This window comes from Streptomyces sp. PTY087I2, assembly GCF_001687325.1.
Taxonomy (GTDB): domain Bacteria; phylum Actinomycetota; class Actinomycetes; order Streptomycetales; family Streptomycetaceae; genus Streptomyces.
Map to the genome: position 1 here is coordinate 20,398 of NZ_LZRD01000047.1, position 14,555 is coordinate 34,952.

The following is a 14,555-nucleotide window of genomic DNA, read 5'->3' on the forward strand; positions in this document are numbered from 1 at the left end:
GCGTTGCGGATACGACGGTCCGAAACCCTTCGGCCGGTCATCATGAAATCCACACCGACGGGTCACCGTCAGCTACGGAAACCCGCAGGTGGGAGGAGCGAAACCGCCTTTTCGGACAACGCTTCCCGGGTGTGTCCAATAAAAGGCTGTGAGTGTCCCATTTACTCTTCCAGATGTGAAAATCGTGTGATTGGGTAAGCGCGAACATGCGGCGACGTACGCGTCACAAACGCGACCGCCGAGGTGGGGCTGGTAAGGGAGAGCACGGCAATGCGGTCGGTCCGGGTACGGATTCTCGCGATTCTCGCGGTTTTGGTCATAGCGGGCGTCGGTGCCTGGCAACTGCTCCCGTCGGGGGAGGCGAAGAGCGACGCGATCACGGTCGGTACGTCGGACGTCGTCACCTCGCTCGACCCGGCCGGCGCCTACGACGCGGGTTCCTGGGCGATCTACAGCAACATCTACCAGTCGCTGTTGACCTTCAAGCCCAACGCCGTCACGCCGGAGCCGGACGCCGCCGAGAGCTGCGGGTTCGTCGGGCAGAAGCTCCAGACGTACCAGTGCAAGCTCCGTGACGACCTGACCTTCTCCAACGGCCGCAAGATCACCGCCCAGGACGTCAAGTACTCCTTCGACCGGATCTTCCGGATCAAGTCGGACGTCGGCCCCGCGGGTCTCTTCCCGACCCTCAAGACGGTGACGACCGAGGGCCGCACGATCACGTTCAACCTGTCCGGGCGCGACGCGACCTTCCCGCAGAAGATCGCCACCGGCGCCGCGGCGATCGTCGACCCCACCAAGTACCCCGGCGACAAGCTCCGTACGGGCAACGAGGTCGACGGCTCCGGCCCGTACGTCCTCAAGTCGTACGAGTCGGGGAACCGCGCCGAACTGGTGCCGAACCTGAAGTACCGGGGCGCGCTCAAGAAGACCGGCGAAGCGGTCAACATCCGGTACTTCAAGACCTCCGAGGACCTCCAGACGTCCTGGAACAGCGGCGACGTGGACATCGCCCACCGTCAGCTGCCGTCCGAGACGCTCGCCAACCTCAACGTCAACGACCCGGACGTGCGGGTGACCGAGGCGGCCAGCGCCGAGATCCGCAACATCATCTTCAACACCCGGTCGAGCTCGCCGTTCGGGGAGAAGAAGGTCCGCCAGGCCGTCGCCGCGCTCCTCGACCGGGGCCCGCTGGTCCGCAAGGTCTACCAGGGCACCGTCGACCCGCTGTACTCGCTGATCCCCACCGGCTACATCGGGCACAGCACCCCGTTCTTCGACGCCTACCCCTCCTCCGACCCGGCGCGCGCCGAGCAGCTGCTGGAGCAGGCCGGAGTGCAGACGCCTGTCGCCATCAACTTCGCCTACCGCGAGGGCGACATGTACACCAAGGAGACCGCCGAGCTGCGCCGTCAGCTGGAGAAGGACGGACTGTTCAAGGTCTCGGTGCGGGCCGTGGAGTGGACGACGTACCAGAAGGAGTACGCGGCCGGTAAGTACGACATGTACACCGTCGGCTGGTTCCCCGACTTCCCGGACCCCGACACGTTCAGCCAGCCGCTCGTCGGCACCGGGAACGTCCTGCACAGCGGCTACTCCAGCAAGAAGATGGACCAGCTGATCGCCGCCACGCAGCAGTTCAGCGACCGCAGCCGCACCTCGAACGACTTCAAGGAGATGCAGGCGCTGGTCGGCGAGGACGTCCCGCTGCTGCCGCTGTGGCAGAAGAAGGACTACGTCGTCGCCAAGTCCGAGGTCGCCGGCTCCCAGTACCTCTCCGACGGCACCGGCACCTGGCGCCTGTGGGAACTGGCCTGGATCTGACGGTCCGCCCCCGGCCGTCACGGCCGGGGGCACCGCTTCAGTTCGACGGCCGGGGCCCCGCCCCGGCCGTCGCCGTATCCGTTCCGGCACCCGGCAGGAACTCCACCAGCAGTCCGTGGATCTGCCGCACCAGCGGGCGCAGCACCCGGAACCGGGAGAGCGAGATGGCCCGGGCGGCGATCGGTGCGGTGCGCTCGACGAGCCGGCGGCTGCGCTCGGCGCCCTCGCTGCGGTCGTACACCCAGAAGAGCACCAGACCCATCTGCATCAGCCACATCAACTGCGGCAGCAGTGGGGCCAGTTCCGGGTCGCTCTTGACGTCAGCCCCGGCGATGCAGCGCTCGTGGATGGAGATCGCCGCGTCACGGGCGGCCGCCGAGTCCTCCGAGAACGGGGAGAGCGGGCTGTCCGGGTCGGCCGCGTTCTTGAAGAACTGGGCGGCGAAGCGGTGGTACGGCTCCGCCACGTCCAGCCAGCCCAGCAGCACGCCCCTGATGCGTACGGTCAGATCCCCGTCGCCCTCCAGCACCGGCCGGACCGCCGTCGCGTGTTCGCCGGCGATCCGGTCGTAGAAGCCCTGGACCAGGTGCTCCTTCGAGGCGAAGTAGTAGTAGGCGTTCCCGACCGAGACGCCCGCCTCCTGGGCGATGGCCCGCATGGTCGTCCGGTCGTAGCCCCGCTCCGCGAAGAGCCGGAGCGCCGTTTCGAGAATCAGCGTGCGGGTCTGCTCGCTCTTCGCGGCCTTGGCCGGCCTCTTCTCCTGCACGTTGTTCTCTTCCTTCACCACGGCCCCAAGGTTATCGGGGAGCCCACGCGCCGCCGGGCGGGGCGGCGCACGCGCGGGCCCCGGGTGCGCAGGGCGGGACGGCCATCGAGCGGTAGCGAGCGGCGGCCAGCACGGTGCCCCGGGCGAAGGGCCGCCCGGCCGGGGTGGTCAGCCAGTGGGCGCGGGAGCGGTACTTGGCGAGCGCCCAGAGGCAGACGATCCAGGCGGCCGTCTCCCGGTAGACCTGGCCCAGATCGCCGACCACGGTGATCTCCTGGAGCGTCGCCGCATGGTCCAGCTCCGGGAACCGCCGCCGCGCCTCGGCCGATCCGGCCGGTACGAGATCCAGCGGCACGAGCTGCCGCTGCCGCTGGAGCCAGCCCCGCAGATGGACGCAGAGCGGGCACTGCGCGTCGTAGAGCACGGTCAGCCGCCGTACGGGACCGGGCCAGGGAGCCCCGGAGGGCGCTGCCTCGGTCACCGGGCTCACCGGCCGGCTGCGGGCGCGGTCCACGGCCCCTGGGCCGCCGGCGGGGTCCAGCCCTGCGGCGGGACCGGCGGGGTCTGCTCGCGCTCCAGGGCGCTGCGGCGGCGGATCCGGCTGAGCACCCACACATTGCCCAGGTGCAGCACGCCGAGCACCAGCAGGACGACGCCGATCTTCACCGACAAGGCCTCGAACAGCTCGCGGGCGTCGGCCACCCCGTCGGCGTTCTTCAGATACAGCGTGACGAACCCGAGGTTGACCAGATAGAAGCCGACCACCAGCAGGTGGTTGACGGCGTCGGCGAGCTTCTCGTTCCCGTGCAGCACATCGGCGAGGAAGATCCGCCCGTTGCGGCTCAGCGTGCGGGCGACCCAGACGGTGAGCGCCACGCTGATCAGCAGGTAGATGACGTACGCGACCACAGTGAGGTCCATGCCCCACCCCTCCTTGAACACGTTCAAAACTGCTCTTGGGCATGACTGTAGACCCCTTCTTGAACATGTTCAAGAAGGGGTCTACGGGTGGTCTACAGGGGGTGGGTCAGAGGGCGGTGGCCCCGTCCGGATCCGTCAGCGCGGCCGCGATCTCCGCGCGCAACGCCTCGCCGTGCAACGGCGTCAGCTCCGCGAGCGCCGTGTTCCACTCGGCGGCCGCGCTCTCCGCCGCCTCCCGCAAGCCCCGCTCCACCGGGCCCCGGGCGAAGAACAGGACCACCGCGCCCACCGGCCGCAGCAGCCACCGCCCGCGCACGCTCAGCGCGACGGTGATCAGCCAGGAACCGTCCTCGGCCGGGCGCGGGGTGAGGGTGAGACGGGCCTGGGCCAGCCGGTGCACCGCCCGCCCCGACACCGGGGCCCGGGCGGCCGGGGGAGCCGAGGGCAGTCGGCCCACCGCCGCCCACCAGGCCGCCAGATCGGCCTTGCCACGCCCCGAGAACCGGTACAGCGAGCCGCCCCCGGGCTTGTGCCCCGACAGGGAGAGCTCCACCGCGCGGGGCCGGCGGGGCTCGCGCAGCCGCACCCCGACCTTCAGGGACATGCCGTCCTCCACGACGAGGCTCTCCACCTCGACGGAGTGCGACGGCCGCCACGCACGCAGGACGACGGCCTGGGCCGCAGCGGGGGAGTCACCCGCCCCGGCACCCGCATGCTCCACCGGGAACTCCCCGGCGGCCCCCTCGGGCTCCGCCGGGACCTCCCCGTACCGCGCCCCCGGCCGCAGATGACGCCCCTTCAGCAGCCGCAGGCCCTCCAGGGCCCGCCCGTCCGCCAGCACGACCGATCCGCCCGGGCCCTCCCGGGAGGCGTCCAGGAGGTCCACCAGGGCACCGGCGGCCTCCTCGAACCAGCCCCGGTCCAGGGCCGCGACGGTGACCGTGTGCGCGAAACGTGCCATGAGCGGAACCCGTGGCTCAGATGCTCATGGAGCGGGCCTGGTTGAGCTGGCCCATGACCGCCGGGAAGGTGTGCGGGCCCGTCGCCGGGATCATCGTGGAGTGATGCCGGCCGCCACTGGTCACCGTGACCTGGACGAAGCCGGTGGTCCGCTTCTCCTTCATCAGCAGGAACAGCAGCCCGATCAGGCAGAACAGCGCGAAGATGATCGCCAGCACGATCGCGTGCGCCGGGATCTTCTCCTCCGTACGCGACATGTCCGTGGCCGTCCAGACAGCGCCCTTGAGCGGCATCGACCCGGACGGGGTGACGATCGCGTCGTTCATCACGGTGATGTCGCCGATCGACAGCACCGGCACACCACCACCCTGGCCCGGCACGCCCTGCGGCACCGGGAGGTACTGGCCGGGCATCGTCGGCTGTGCGTGCTGGGGGTACCCGTACCCCGGCCCCGGCTGGGCCGCGGACTCCGGCAGCGGCTGCGGATAGCCGTACGCCGGGGTGGCCCCCGGGTTCGGATAGCCGTACGCCTGGCCGTCCGCGACGGTGGGCTGGTGGCCCGGCTGCTGGGGCGGGCCCCACTTGTACGCGTCGTCCGCGTACGGATTCGGCTCGCTCACGACGATCCCCGTTCCTTCTCGGTCTTCAGCTCCGCTGAACCGTACCGCCCGCGCGGGCCCGGTGCAGCAACAGGCCCCGCCCCCGGCAGCGGTGAGGCTGCGGGGGCGGGGCCCGTCGGCGTAACAGGAGTTACGGGAAGGTCAGAAGCGACGCGTGATGAGCGCGCGCTTCACCTCCTGGATCGCCTTGGTGACCTCGATGCCACGCGGGCAGGCGTCCGTGCAGTTGAACGTGGTGCGGCAACGCCACACGCCGTCACGGTCGTTGAGGATCTCCAGACGCTGCTCGCCGGCCTCGTCGCGCGAGTCGAAGATGAAGCGGTGCGCGTTGACGATCGCCGCCGGGCCGAAGTACTGGCCGTCGTTCCAGAACACCGGGCACGAGGACGTGCACGCGGCGCACAGGATGCACTTGGTGGTGTCGTCGAACCGCTCGCGGTCCTCGGGGGACTGAAGGCGCTCGCGGGTCGGCTCGTTCCCCTTGGTGATGAGGAAGGGCATGACATCGTGGTACGCCTGGAAGAACGGGTCCATGTCGACCACGAGGTCCTTGAGGACCGTGAGGCCCTTGATGGCCTCCACCATGATCGGCTTCTCCGGGTTGATGTCCTTGATCAGCGTCTTGCAGGCGAGCCTGTTCTTGCCGTTGATCCGCATCGCGTCGGAACCGCAGATGCCGTGCGCGCAGGAACGGCGGAACGTCAGGGTTCCGTCGAGCTCCCACTTGATCTTGTGAAGGGCGTCGAGGACACGCTCCTTCGGGTCGATCTCGATCTGGAAGTCCTGCCACTGGACCTCGTCCGACACCTCGGGGTTGAAGCGGCGGATCCGGAACGTGGCCGTGATGAACGGCGAGTCGGCGAAGCCGGCCTCGGCGTTGTCGGTCTTGTCCAGGGTGGGAGTAGCCATCAGTACTTACGCTCCATCGGCTGGTAGCGGGTCGTGACGACCGGCTTGTAGTCGAGCCGGATCGACTCGGCGCCGTCATCCGCGACCTCGCGGTACGCCATGGTGTGGCGCATGAAGTTGACGTCGTCGCGGTTGGGGTAGTCCTCGCGGTAGTGACCGCCGCGGGACTCCTTGCGGGCGAGCGCGGAGACCGCCATGACCTCGGCCAGGTCGAGCAGGTTGCCCAGCTCGATGGCCTCCAGCAGGTCGGTGTTGAACCGCTTGCCCTTGTCCTGGATCGACACGTTGAGGTATCGCTCGCGCAGCTCGGCGATCTTGGCGACCGCCGTCTTGATGGTCTGCTCGGTGCGGAACACCATCACGTTGGCGTCCATGCACTCCTGGAGCTCCGTGCGCAGGTCGGCGACCCGCTCGGTGCCCGTCGAGTTGCGCAGCCGCTCGACCTGGTCCTGAACCAGCTGGGCCGGGTTCTCGGGAAGCTCGACGAAGTCGCTCTTCACCGCGTACTCGGCGGCGGCGATGCCCGAACGCCGTCCGAAGACGTTGATGTCGAGCAGCGAGTTGGTGCCCAGACGGTTGGCGCCGTGCACCGAGACACAGGCGACCTCGCCGGCGGCGTACAGGCCCGGGACGACGGTGGTGTTGTCGGCCAGCACCTCGCCCTCGACGTTGGTCGGGATGCCGCCCATGGCGTAGTGCGCGGTCGGCTGGATCGGGATCGGGTCCGTGTAGGGCTCGATGCCGAGGTACGTCCGCGCGAACTCCGTGATGTCCGGGAGCTTGGCGTCCAGCTGCTCCGGCGGCAGGTGCGTCAGGTCCAGGTACACGTGGTCACCGGCCGGACCGCAGCCGCGGCCCTCACGGATCTCCGTGTAGATGGAGCGGGAGACGACGTCACGGGACGCGAGGTCCTTCATGACCGGCGCGTACTTCTCCATGAAGCGCTCGCCGTCCTTGTTGCGGAGGATGCCGCCCTCACCACGGGCGCCCTCCGTCAGCAGGATGCCCATGCGCCAGATGCCCGTCGGGTGGAACTGGAAGAACTCCATGTCCTCCAGCGGCAGACCGCGCCGGTAGCAGGCGGCCTGGCCGTCACCGGTCAGGGTGTGGGCGTTGGACGTCACCTTGAAGAACTTGCCGGTGCCGCCGGAGGCGTAGACGACCGACTTCGCCTGGAAGACGTGGATCTCGCCGGTCGCCAGCTCGTACGCGACGACGCCGGCGGACTTCTTGACCCCGTCGACCTCGGTGATCAGCTGGTCCAGGACGTAGAACTCGTTGAAGAACTCCACGCCCTCCTTGACGCAGTTCTGGTACAGCGTCTGGAGGATCATGTGGCCGGTGCGGTCGCCCGAGTAGCAGGCGCGACGGACCGGGGCCTCACCATGGCTACGGGTGTGACCACCGAAGCGGCGCTGGTCGATCTTGCCCTCGGGCGTGCGGCCGAACGGCAGGCCCATCTTCTCCAGGTCGAGGACGGCGTCGATGGCCTCCTTCGCCAGGATCTCGGCGGCGTCCTGGTCGACCAGGTAGTCGCCGCCCTTGATCGTGTCGAAGGTGTGCCACTCCCAGTTGTCCTCCTCCACGTTGGCGAGCGCGGCGGCCATGCCGCCCTGCGCCGCGCCCGTGTGGGAGCGGGTGGGGTAGAGCTTCGTGAGCACGGCGGTACGGCTGCGCTTGGTGGCCTCGATGGCCGCGCGCATGCCGGCGCCGCCGGCGCCGACGATGACGGTGTCGTACTTGTGGATCTGCATGGTTTCCTCTGGTCCCTCTGTCCCGGCGCCTAGCGGATGTTCGGGTCGAAGGTGAAGATCACCAGCGTGCCCAGCAGGACGGTGAACACCGTGGCGGTGTACAGGAGCATCTTCAGCCAGAAGCGGGTGTTGTCCCGTTCGGCGTAGTCGTTGATGACCGTACGGAGGCCGTTCGCGCCGTGAAGCATGGCGAGCCACAGCATCAGCAGGTCCCAGACCTGCCAGAACGGCGAGGCCCAGCGGCCCGCCACGAAGGCGAAGCCGATCTTGGAGACGCCGCCGTCGAGCACCAGCTGGATCAGCAGGTGACCGATGACGAGGACGGTCAGGACGATGCCCGACAGGCGCATGAAGAGCCAGGCGTACATCTCGAAATTGCCGCGTGAGGCCTTGGGGGTCTTGCCCGTGCGCTTGCGCGGGGGCTCGATCACCGGGGCCGGGTTGTCGACGTCGTAGAGGCTCACACCCTCGACGTCACCGATCGCGGCCGCGGAAGAAGTCTCGCTGGACATGGGCCTCAGCTCCCGAAGACGTCGCGTACGGCGTGACCGAGGACGGGGTACAGGGCCCCGACCATCAGCACGATCCAGATGCCCAGCACGGTCCAGAGCATCTGCTTCTGGAAGCGCGGGCCCTTGGCCCAGAAGTCCACGGCGATGATCCGGAGACCGTTCAGCGCGTGGAAGAGAATCGCGGCCACCAGGCCGTATTCGAGGAGCGCGACGATCGGCGTCTTGTACGTGGCCACGACGTCGTCGTAGGCCTCGGGGGAGACGCGGACGAGAGCGGTGTCCAGGACATGTACGAACAGGAAGAAGAAAATGAGGACACCGGTGACTCGATGAGCCACCCACGACCACATGCCTTCCCGGCCGCGGTACAGCGTTCCAGCCGGCACGGAAGAACCCTCCGGGAGCGGGGATTGGGGTCGGCCGGCTTGACTGTCGGTCTGACCCGGCCGGGTACGGTCCACCGGCCCCGGCCATCGTAGCGACGCATTGTCGGTTCGTTCGCGCGGGGGCCTCTGGTGTGATCAAAGTGGCAATCAAACAGGCACGTACGGGCTAGAGGGTGTCGTTTGCATCAGGTCGGGCGGTCATCTGGATCGGGTCGGGCGGTCATCAGCTCGACGATCCGGCTCCGGGCGAGCCGGCGCAGCTCCTCCGCGGTCACCGCGCGCTCCTCGTCCACCTCGTGCTCCATCCGGACCCGGATCCCGGCCAGCACCTGGTCCACGTGCTGGGAGGGCCCGTAGGCGTCCAGGCAGATCACGAAGGTGTGGCCGAACCTGCTCTCGTACGCCGCGTGCGCGGCCCGCAGCGCCAGGTGGGCGGCGCGGGGCGCGTCGTGGTGCAGGCAGGGGGCGGGTTCCGCGGCCAGGGCCTCGGCGATGTCGCTCGGCGCGAGGTCGTAGCCCGCCTCGTCGGATGCGGCCAGTAGGGCGCCGAGATCGGGGTAGGGGCGGTGGGCGGCCATCCGGTGGGCCCAGCGCAGACTGCCGCAGCACTCCAGGAAGGCCGCCTCGGCGGCGGCGAAGGGGAGGCTGTTGAAATGGGCCAGGCCGGCGGCATGATCGACCGGCGCCCCGCCGGCGTACGGCGCCGCCGGGGCATCGGCCAAAACCGGGGCATCGGCCAAAACCGTGGGATCGGCCGGAACTGGGGCATCGGCCGGAACCGGGTGGCGCGGTTGCACGGGCACGGCCGACCGGCCGGCCGGGGGCGCGGATCGCTTCGGCAGGCCGGCGGGGGACTCGCTGGACCTGGACAGCGTGGACTCCTCGTGATCAATGACAGCTGTGACCCGGTGGCCCCGTGATCCCGCGAAGGGGCCGCGGGGGTACGCGAAGGTCTTCCGTCCCTGAAAGACAGGCGGGAGCGCAAGGAGGTTGCGCGGGGTGGGAGTGAAGAGGGGGACGAATGTTCCGCAACGCTAACGAGACCGGTCGGCGGCCGTCCGGAGGACCGAAGAAGAATCACCCGAACGGGAGAGTTTCGGGACGTGTGATGGACGTCTGACCTGCGTCGGCCCGGGTTCCGTCCGGCCGCCCGACGTCTTCGATGGGCGAGGCCGCGGCAAAAATGCCAGCCTTGCACCCTCTTCACTCGTTTCACCTGTCCTTGACCCCTCAACGGAGGAATCTGCCCGATGTCGCCCTCGCGTGGTGCCCTTGTCACCGGCGCGGCTGTCACGGCCGCAGCCGCCGTCGCCCTCACCGTCGTCGTCTGGCCGGACGGCTCCGGCAGCGGACCGTCCGGTGACACGGCGTCGCCCTCCGGGACCTCCGCCGAGGCCGCCCCGTCGCCCTCGCGCAGCTACCCGATGTCCAGCACACCGAGCGCGATCCCCGCGGTGCGCGAGCACCAGGCGGCCCGGGGGCCCGGCTGGCAGCCGGGCAAGGACAGCACCGTCGTCATCGCCAAGGGCAGCCAGGTGCTCGCCGACGAGGCGAAGCTGCTCGCCAAGGAGCTGAAGATCAGCTACCGGGGCGCCGAACCGGCCCGGACGGGGGACGTGGAGCTGGCGCTCGGCGCGAAGGACGCGGGCCCCACCGAGTCGTACACGCTCACCGTGCGCGACCGGAAGGTGAAGATCACCGGCCCCGACGAGTCGGGGGTCTTCTACGGCACCCGTACGCTCAAACAGTCGCTCAAGGCGGACGGCACGGTCCCCGAGGGCGTCGTCAACGACCGGCCGGACCGGCCGCAGCGCGGGCTCAACCTCGACATCGCGCGCAAGCACTACAGCGCGGAATGGATAGAGGACCGCATACGCGAGATGGGCGACCTCAAGCTCAACCAGCTCGGCCTGCACTTCTCCGACGACCAGGCCTTCCGCATCGAGTCGAAGTCCCACCCCGAGGTGGTCTCGGACGAGGCCCTCACCCAGGACGAGGTCCGGCGCATCGTCGGCCTCGCCAACAGCCGGCACATCGAGGTCGTCCCCGAGATCGACTCGCCCGGACACCTCGGCGCGGTGCTGGCCGCCCACCCCGACCTCCAGCTGCGCAACACCGCGGGCGTCGAGTCGAGGGGCTCCATCGACATCTCCAAGCCGGGGGCGGCGAAGCTCATCGACGAGCTCCTGGAGGAGTACACGGAGCTGTTCCCGGGCCGGTTCTGGCACCTCGGCGCGGACGAGTACCAGGCGCTGACCGTCCGGAACCCCGCCGCCTCCTACCCCCAGCTCCAGCGGGCCGCCGAGGAGCGGCACGGCGCCGGCGCCACCATCGAGGACCTGGCCACCAGCTGGCTGAACGACCGCGCGGACGTCGTCGTCCCGAAGGGCCGGACCGCGAAGGCCTGGAACGACGGCCTGTTCCGGGGCACGAAGGTCAAGGCCGACGAGAACATCGAGATCGAGTACTGGACCGGCAAGGAGATCGGCGCCCGCCCGCCGCAGGAGTACCTGGCCGAGGGCTACAAGATGCTGAACCTCAACGACGAGTTCCTGTACTACGTGCTCGGCGAGCCCAACGAGTTCGTCTACCCGACCGGCAAGCGGATCTACGAGCAGTGGACCCCGATGGTCCTGCGCGGCACGGAGCCGGTCGCGGAGCGCTACTCGAAGCAGATCCTCGGCGGCCGGTTCGCGGTCTGGGGCGACCTGCCGAACGCGCAGACGACGCAGCAGGTGGCGGACGGCATCAGGATGCCGCTGGTGGCGACCGCACAGAAGGTCTGGGACCCGCGGAAGCCGGCGCTGAGCTGGGCGCAGTTCCAGGAGCTGGCGAAGCGGACGGGCAGCGCGGGGTGAGGGCGGGAGCGATCCGCGGCTGAAACTGCTGTCCCTCCACCGCCCCCACCTGCGAAGATGCGGGACGGACAGCCCGGCAGCCGCCGGCCTGCGCAGCGTCGGCCGCGTGCTCCTGGGGAGGGACGCGCGGCCGTGCACCCACACCGCGTCCCGGGGGGACTTCTCCGTGCTCTGTACCCGTTGCCGTATCCGAACGGCCGTCACCGACGACGGCCTGTGCACCTTCTGCTCGGGCACCCGGCCCGCGATGCCGGGCGGCCTGATGGCCCCGGTCTCCGGGCCCGGGGGCTGGGGGGTGGGCACCTGGCCGCGTTCGCCCGTCGGCCTCGCCCGGGCGGTGACGGCGCTGCTCGGCGTGGTGATCGCCGCCGACCTGTTCGCCATCGGCACCGGACTGCATCTGCGCGGCCTCTGGCAGCGGTCGGCGACGGACGGCTCCCCGGACATCCACGGCAAGGCCGGCGACACGGCCGAGACGCTGTACGGCGTCGCGGCCCTCTCCCAGGGGGTGACGCTGCTGGCCACCGCCGTCGTCTTCATCATCTGGTTCCACCGGACCCGCCGGAACGCCGAGGTCTTCGACCCCTCCGTGCAGCGCATGGGCCCGGGCTGGGCGGTGGGCGGCTGGTTCGTCCCCGTGGCCAACTTCTGGTTCCCCTACCGCGTCGCGAGCGGAGTGTGGGAGGCCAGCGCGCAGACCCGCCCGGACGGGGGCTGGCGCACGGTGCCCCGGACCCCGCTCAACCTGTGGTGGGGCGCGTGGGTCGCGAGCCTCCTCTTCACCCGGGTCACCGGGAGCATGTGGGAGCGGGCGGAGGACCCGGAGGCGATCGTACGGGCCGGGGGCCTGGTGGCGGCCTCGGACGCGGTGGACATCGTCGCCGCCGTTCTCGCCATCCTCTACGTCCGCGCCGTGACCCGGATGCAGGTCGAACGGGCCCTGCACGGAGTGGCGCCCGCCCCGGCGGCTCCGGGAGCACCCAGGTGACGCCCGGTCCTAAGTGACGATTTTCAGCCATTCGGCGCAGTATCCGGTAGACCGAGGGAGACGTCGATGAGTCTGCTGGAACTGATCGAACGGGCCGACGAGCGCGCGCTGGCCGCCGGGGCGCTGGCCTGCCTGGACCGCTGCCTGCCGCTGCTCGCGGGGACCGGGGCGGAGCCTCTGCGCCCCCTCTGGGCGAGCTGCGAGAACGGACAGGATTGGGCCATCCGGCTCGCGGCGGCACGTACGGAGATGGAGCAGGCGTCGGTCCCCGACGGCCCGGCCGCGCTCGTACGGGCCATGCTCGGCGCGGCCCCCTCCGACTTCGCCGCCGTACCGCTGAGGGAGTGGGCCGACGCCTGCTCGCTGGTCGCGCTCCGGATCCACGGCCGGTTCGACGCCCCGGACGGGGACGTGCCGCCGGACGAGGAGGACCTGCTCAAGGCGGCCCGCGGCGGCGAACCCGCGGCCGTGGGCCCGCTGGTCGCGGGGGAGCTGGAACGGCAGATCAGGATCCTGGAGATCCTCGCGGAGACCACCGGCACGGCGGGCAGCGGCGCCGGCCTCCGCAAGGCGCTGGACCTGTCCACGGAGGGCCGCCGGGTGCTGCGCGCGGTGATGTCACGACGGGCCAGGGGCCGGACCTGAGCCCCGCCGCACAAGCGGTACGGGTGTCACGGACGAGCCCGTCCGCGACACCCGTACGCCACAGTCATCGGCCGGGCGTCACTTCGCCGCGTCCAGAGCCGCCAGGGCCTGCGCCCACCCGACGTACTTCAGTGCGGCGAGATCGGCGACGGTCACCACACCGAACGCCTCCTTGAGCAGGGCACCCTGACGGTCCGAGACCCCCTTGAGCGCGGACACCGGAGCCGCCAGCACCTCGGGCACACTCTTGTCCGCCCACGCCTTGTCCAGCACCTTGTCCAGGTCGATCGAAGCCACGCGCGTTCCCCTTTTCCCAGTAGATCTACAGGCGTGTAGAGCCTAGGAGGGGAGGGCAGGCCGCACCGTGCACAGTCGGGAAATCACCTGCGAAAGTCCGAAAGCCGCCCGGTCACCGACCTGCCAGGGGCCCCGGAATCGAGGGCGGGCCCACGAGTGACCCGCATCACCGTCGCGCACGTGTGCTCTGCCGCACAGGCGCAGTGCCTGGCCGCAACGGCTGCGAGGAGGAGCGACGACCGGGGCCGCCACCCCCCACAGGAGAGGCCCCGGCCGTCTTCCACGGGGTCGCAGCACGACCCCGTACTCATCTCAGCGCCATGACTGCGTTTTCTGTCACACCGGAACCGTGGCCGTCGAATTGTTGCGAGTTGTACAAGTCATGGACGTGGCCCCCACCGAGCACGTAGCGTGCTGGTTCGCGCAGGGTTGCGCAGCAGTTGACCAGCTGCGATTGAGGACGGCAGGGCGGGTTGAGGGAGTGCTGGGGGACGACGCGGAGCTGACTGCCGCGGTGCTCGCGGCACAGGACGGGGACGAGGACGCCTTCCGTGCTGTGTACCGTGCGGTGCACCCACGGTTGTTGGGATACATACGGACCCTGGTCGGGGAGCCGGACGCCGAGGACGTGGCGTCCGAGGCGTGGCTACAGATAGCGCGCGACCTCGACCGGTTCAGCGGTGACGCCGACCGGTTCCGGGGCTGGGCCGCGCGGATCGCGCGCAACCGCTCGCTGGACCATCTGCGCATGCGCAGCCGCCGCCCCGCGATCGGCGGCGACGAGACCGAGCTCACCACGCGCGCCGCCGAGTCCGACACCGCGGGCGACGCCATCGAGGCCCTGGACACCGACCGCACCATGTCCCTCATCGCCCAGCTGCCGCAGGACCAGGCCGAGGCCGTCGTGCTCCGCGTGGTCGTCGGGCTCGACGCGAAGAGCGCCGCCCAGACCCTGGGCAAGCGGCCCGGCGCCGTCCGCACCGCCGCCCACCGCGGCCTCAAGCGGCTGGCCGAACTCCTCGGCGCCGACGGGCAGCCCCAGGCGCCCCGGGCCGACGGCGACGGAGCGCTCGGCCCGGACGGCAGCGCGGACCGGCCCCCGGCGCAGGGCGGCG

At 70.2% G+C, this 14,555-nt stretch carries 16 protein-coding genes; 5 read left to right on the plus strand and 11 right to left on the minus strand.

Annotated elements, in window-relative coordinates; all coding sequences use genetic code 11:
- Positions 1 to 270 precede the first annotated feature (270 nt).
- The gene (locus tag A3Q37_RS32800) at positions 271 to 1,824 is read left to right on the plus strand and encodes an ABC transporter substrate-binding protein (protein ID WP_065490405.1); all 1,554 of its coding nucleotides are present in this window, start codon (positions 271 to 273) and stop codon (positions 1,822 to 1,824) included.
- Between the two features lie 37 nt (positions 1,825 to 1,861).
- Here A3Q37_RS32800 and A3Q37_RS32805 read toward each other — a convergent pair whose 3' ends face one another.
- From A3Q37_RS32805 to A3Q37_RS32850, 10 genes are all read right to left on the minus strand, one after another.
- Complete coding sequence (locus A3Q37_RS32805; RefSeq protein WP_065490408.1) at positions 1,862 to 2,611, minus strand: TetR/AcrR family transcriptional regulator; 750 nt, start codon at positions 2,609 to 2,611, stop codon at positions 1,862 to 1,864.
- Between the two features lie 10 nt (positions 2,612 to 2,621).
- The gene (locus A3Q37_RS32810) at positions 2,622 to 3,071 is read right to left on the minus strand and encodes a thiol-disulfide oxidoreductase DCC family protein (protein ID WP_065490445.1); all 450 of its coding nucleotides are present in this window, start codon (positions 3,069 to 3,071) and stop codon (positions 2,622 to 2,624) included.
- A gap of 5 nt (positions 3,072 to 3,076) precedes the next feature.
- Positions 3,077 to 3,511 carry a hypothetical protein gene (locus A3Q37_RS32815; RefSeq protein ID WP_065490410.1) on the minus strand — a complete coding sequence of 145 codons (435 nt, stop codon included), beginning with the start codon at positions 3,509 to 3,511 and terminating at the stop codon, positions 3,077 to 3,079.
- A gap of 106 nt (positions 3,512 to 3,617) precedes the next feature.
- A complete protein-coding gene (locus A3Q37_RS32820) occupies positions 3,618 to 4,472 on the minus strand; it encodes a hypothetical protein (protein WP_065490412.1) in 855 nt (284 codons plus the stop codon).
- Between the two features lie 16 nt (positions 4,473 to 4,488).
- Positions 4,489 to 5,091, minus strand: coding sequence for a hypothetical protein (locus tag A3Q37_RS32825; RefSeq protein WP_065490417.1), 603 nt, complete (start codon positions 5,089 to 5,091; stop codon positions 4,489 to 4,491).
- A 141-nt stretch (positions 5,092 to 5,232) separates the two neighbouring features.
- Positions 5,233 to 6,000 (minus strand): succinate dehydrogenase iron-sulfur subunit, encoded by a 768-nt coding sequence (locus tag A3Q37_RS32830; protein ID WP_065490419.1) that lies wholly within the window; start codon positions 5,998 to 6,000, stop codon positions 5,233 to 5,235.
- On the minus strand, positions 6,000 to 7,754 hold the full coding sequence (gene sdhA / locus A3Q37_RS32835; RefSeq protein WP_065490423.1) for a succinate dehydrogenase flavoprotein subunit: 1,755 nt from the start codon (positions 7,752 to 7,754) through the stop codon (positions 6,000 to 6,002). Before sdhA ends, A3Q37_RS32830 begins: the two co-directional genes overlap by 1 nt.
- A gap of 29 nt (positions 7,755 to 7,783) precedes the next feature.
- A complete protein-coding gene (locus A3Q37_RS32840) occupies positions 7,784 to 8,266 on the minus strand; it encodes a succinate dehydrogenase hydrophobic membrane anchor subunit (protein ID WP_065490425.1) in 483 nt (160 codons plus the stop codon).
- A gap of 5 nt (positions 8,267 to 8,271) precedes the next feature.
- A complete protein-coding gene (sdhC, locus tag A3Q37_RS32845) occupies positions 8,272 to 8,652 on the minus strand; it encodes a succinate dehydrogenase, cytochrome b556 subunit (protein WP_010058610.1) in 381 nt (126 codons plus the stop codon).
- A gap of 185 nt (positions 8,653 to 8,837) precedes the next feature.
- Positions 8,838 to 9,455, minus strand: coding sequence for a 2-oxo-4-hydroxy-4-carboxy-5-ureidoimidazoline decarboxylase (locus tag A3Q37_RS32850; protein WP_176711560.1), 618 nt, complete (start codon positions 9,453 to 9,455; stop codon positions 8,838 to 8,840).
- A gap of 447 nt (positions 9,456 to 9,902) precedes the next feature.
- On the opposite strand from A3Q37_RS32850, the gene A3Q37_RS32855 reads away from it, so the two are divergent.
- The 3 genes from A3Q37_RS32855 to A3Q37_RS32865 all read left to right on the plus strand — a co-directional run bounded on the left by A3Q37_RS32855 (position 9,903) and on the right by A3Q37_RS32865 (position 13,143).
- Positions 9,903 to 11,510, plus strand: coding sequence for a glycoside hydrolase family 20 protein (locus A3Q37_RS32855; RefSeq protein ID WP_065490429.1), 1,608 nt, complete (start codon positions 9,903 to 9,905; stop codon positions 11,508 to 11,510).
- Positions 11,511 to 11,676: 166 nt separating this feature from the next.
- Entirely contained in the window at positions 11,677 to 12,498 is an 822-nt protein-coding gene (locus tag A3Q37_RS32860; protein ID WP_065490432.1) for a DUF4328 domain-containing protein, read from the plus strand.
- Positions 12,499 to 12,564: 66 nt separating this feature from the next.
- Positions 12,565 to 13,143, plus strand: a complete 579-nt coding sequence (locus tag A3Q37_RS32865; RefSeq protein ID WP_065490435.1) for a hypothetical protein — start codon at positions 12,565 to 12,567, stop codon at positions 13,141 to 13,143.
- 78 nt (positions 13,144 to 13,221) lie between these two features.
- Here the strand turns inward: A3Q37_RS32865 and A3Q37_RS32870 are convergent, their stop codons facing one another.
- Positions 13,222 to 13,440 (minus strand): hypothetical protein, encoded by a 219-nt coding sequence (locus tag A3Q37_RS32870; RefSeq protein WP_065490437.1) that lies wholly within the window; start codon positions 13,438 to 13,440, stop codon positions 13,222 to 13,224.
- 481 nt (positions 13,441 to 13,921) lie between these two features.
- On the opposite strand from A3Q37_RS32870, the gene A3Q37_RS32875 reads away from it, so the two are divergent.
- Positions 13,922 to 14,555: RNA polymerase sigma factor (locus A3Q37_RS32875; protein ID WP_255312023.1), on the plus strand; the 634-nt coding region annotated here is incomplete at its 3' end.

Coding starts and splice junctions, on each gene's coding strand:
- A3Q37_RS32800 (WP_065490405.1), top strand. CDS start 271: ATGCGGTCGGTCCGGGTACGGATTCTCGCGATTCTCGCGGTTTTGGTC.
- A3Q37_RS32815 (WP_065490410.1), bottom strand. CDS start 3,511: ATGGACCTCACTGTGGTCGCGTACGTCATCTACCTGCTGATCAGCGTG.
- A3Q37_RS32820 (WP_065490412.1), bottom strand. CDS start 4,472: ATGGCACGTTTCGCGCACACGGTCACCGTCGCGGCCCTGGACCGGGGC.
- A3Q37_RS32830 (WP_065490419.1), bottom strand. CDS start 6,000: ATGGCTACTCCCACCCTGGACAAGACCGACAACGCCGAGGCCGGCTTC.
- sdhA (WP_065490423.1), bottom strand. CDS start 7,754: ATGCAGATCCACAAGTACGACACCGTCATCGTCGGCGCCGGCGGCGCC.
- A3Q37_RS32840 (WP_065490425.1), bottom strand. CDS start 8,266: ATGTCCAGCGAGACTTCTTCCGCGGCCGCGATCGGTGACGTCGAGGGT.
- A3Q37_RS32855 (WP_065490429.1), top strand. CDS start 9,903: ATGTCGCCCTCGCGTGGTGCCCTTGTCACCGGCGCGGCTGTCACGGCC.
- A3Q37_RS32865 (WP_065490435.1), top strand. CDS start 12,565: ATGAGTCTGCTGGAACTGATCGAACGGGCCGACGAGCGCGCGCTGGCC.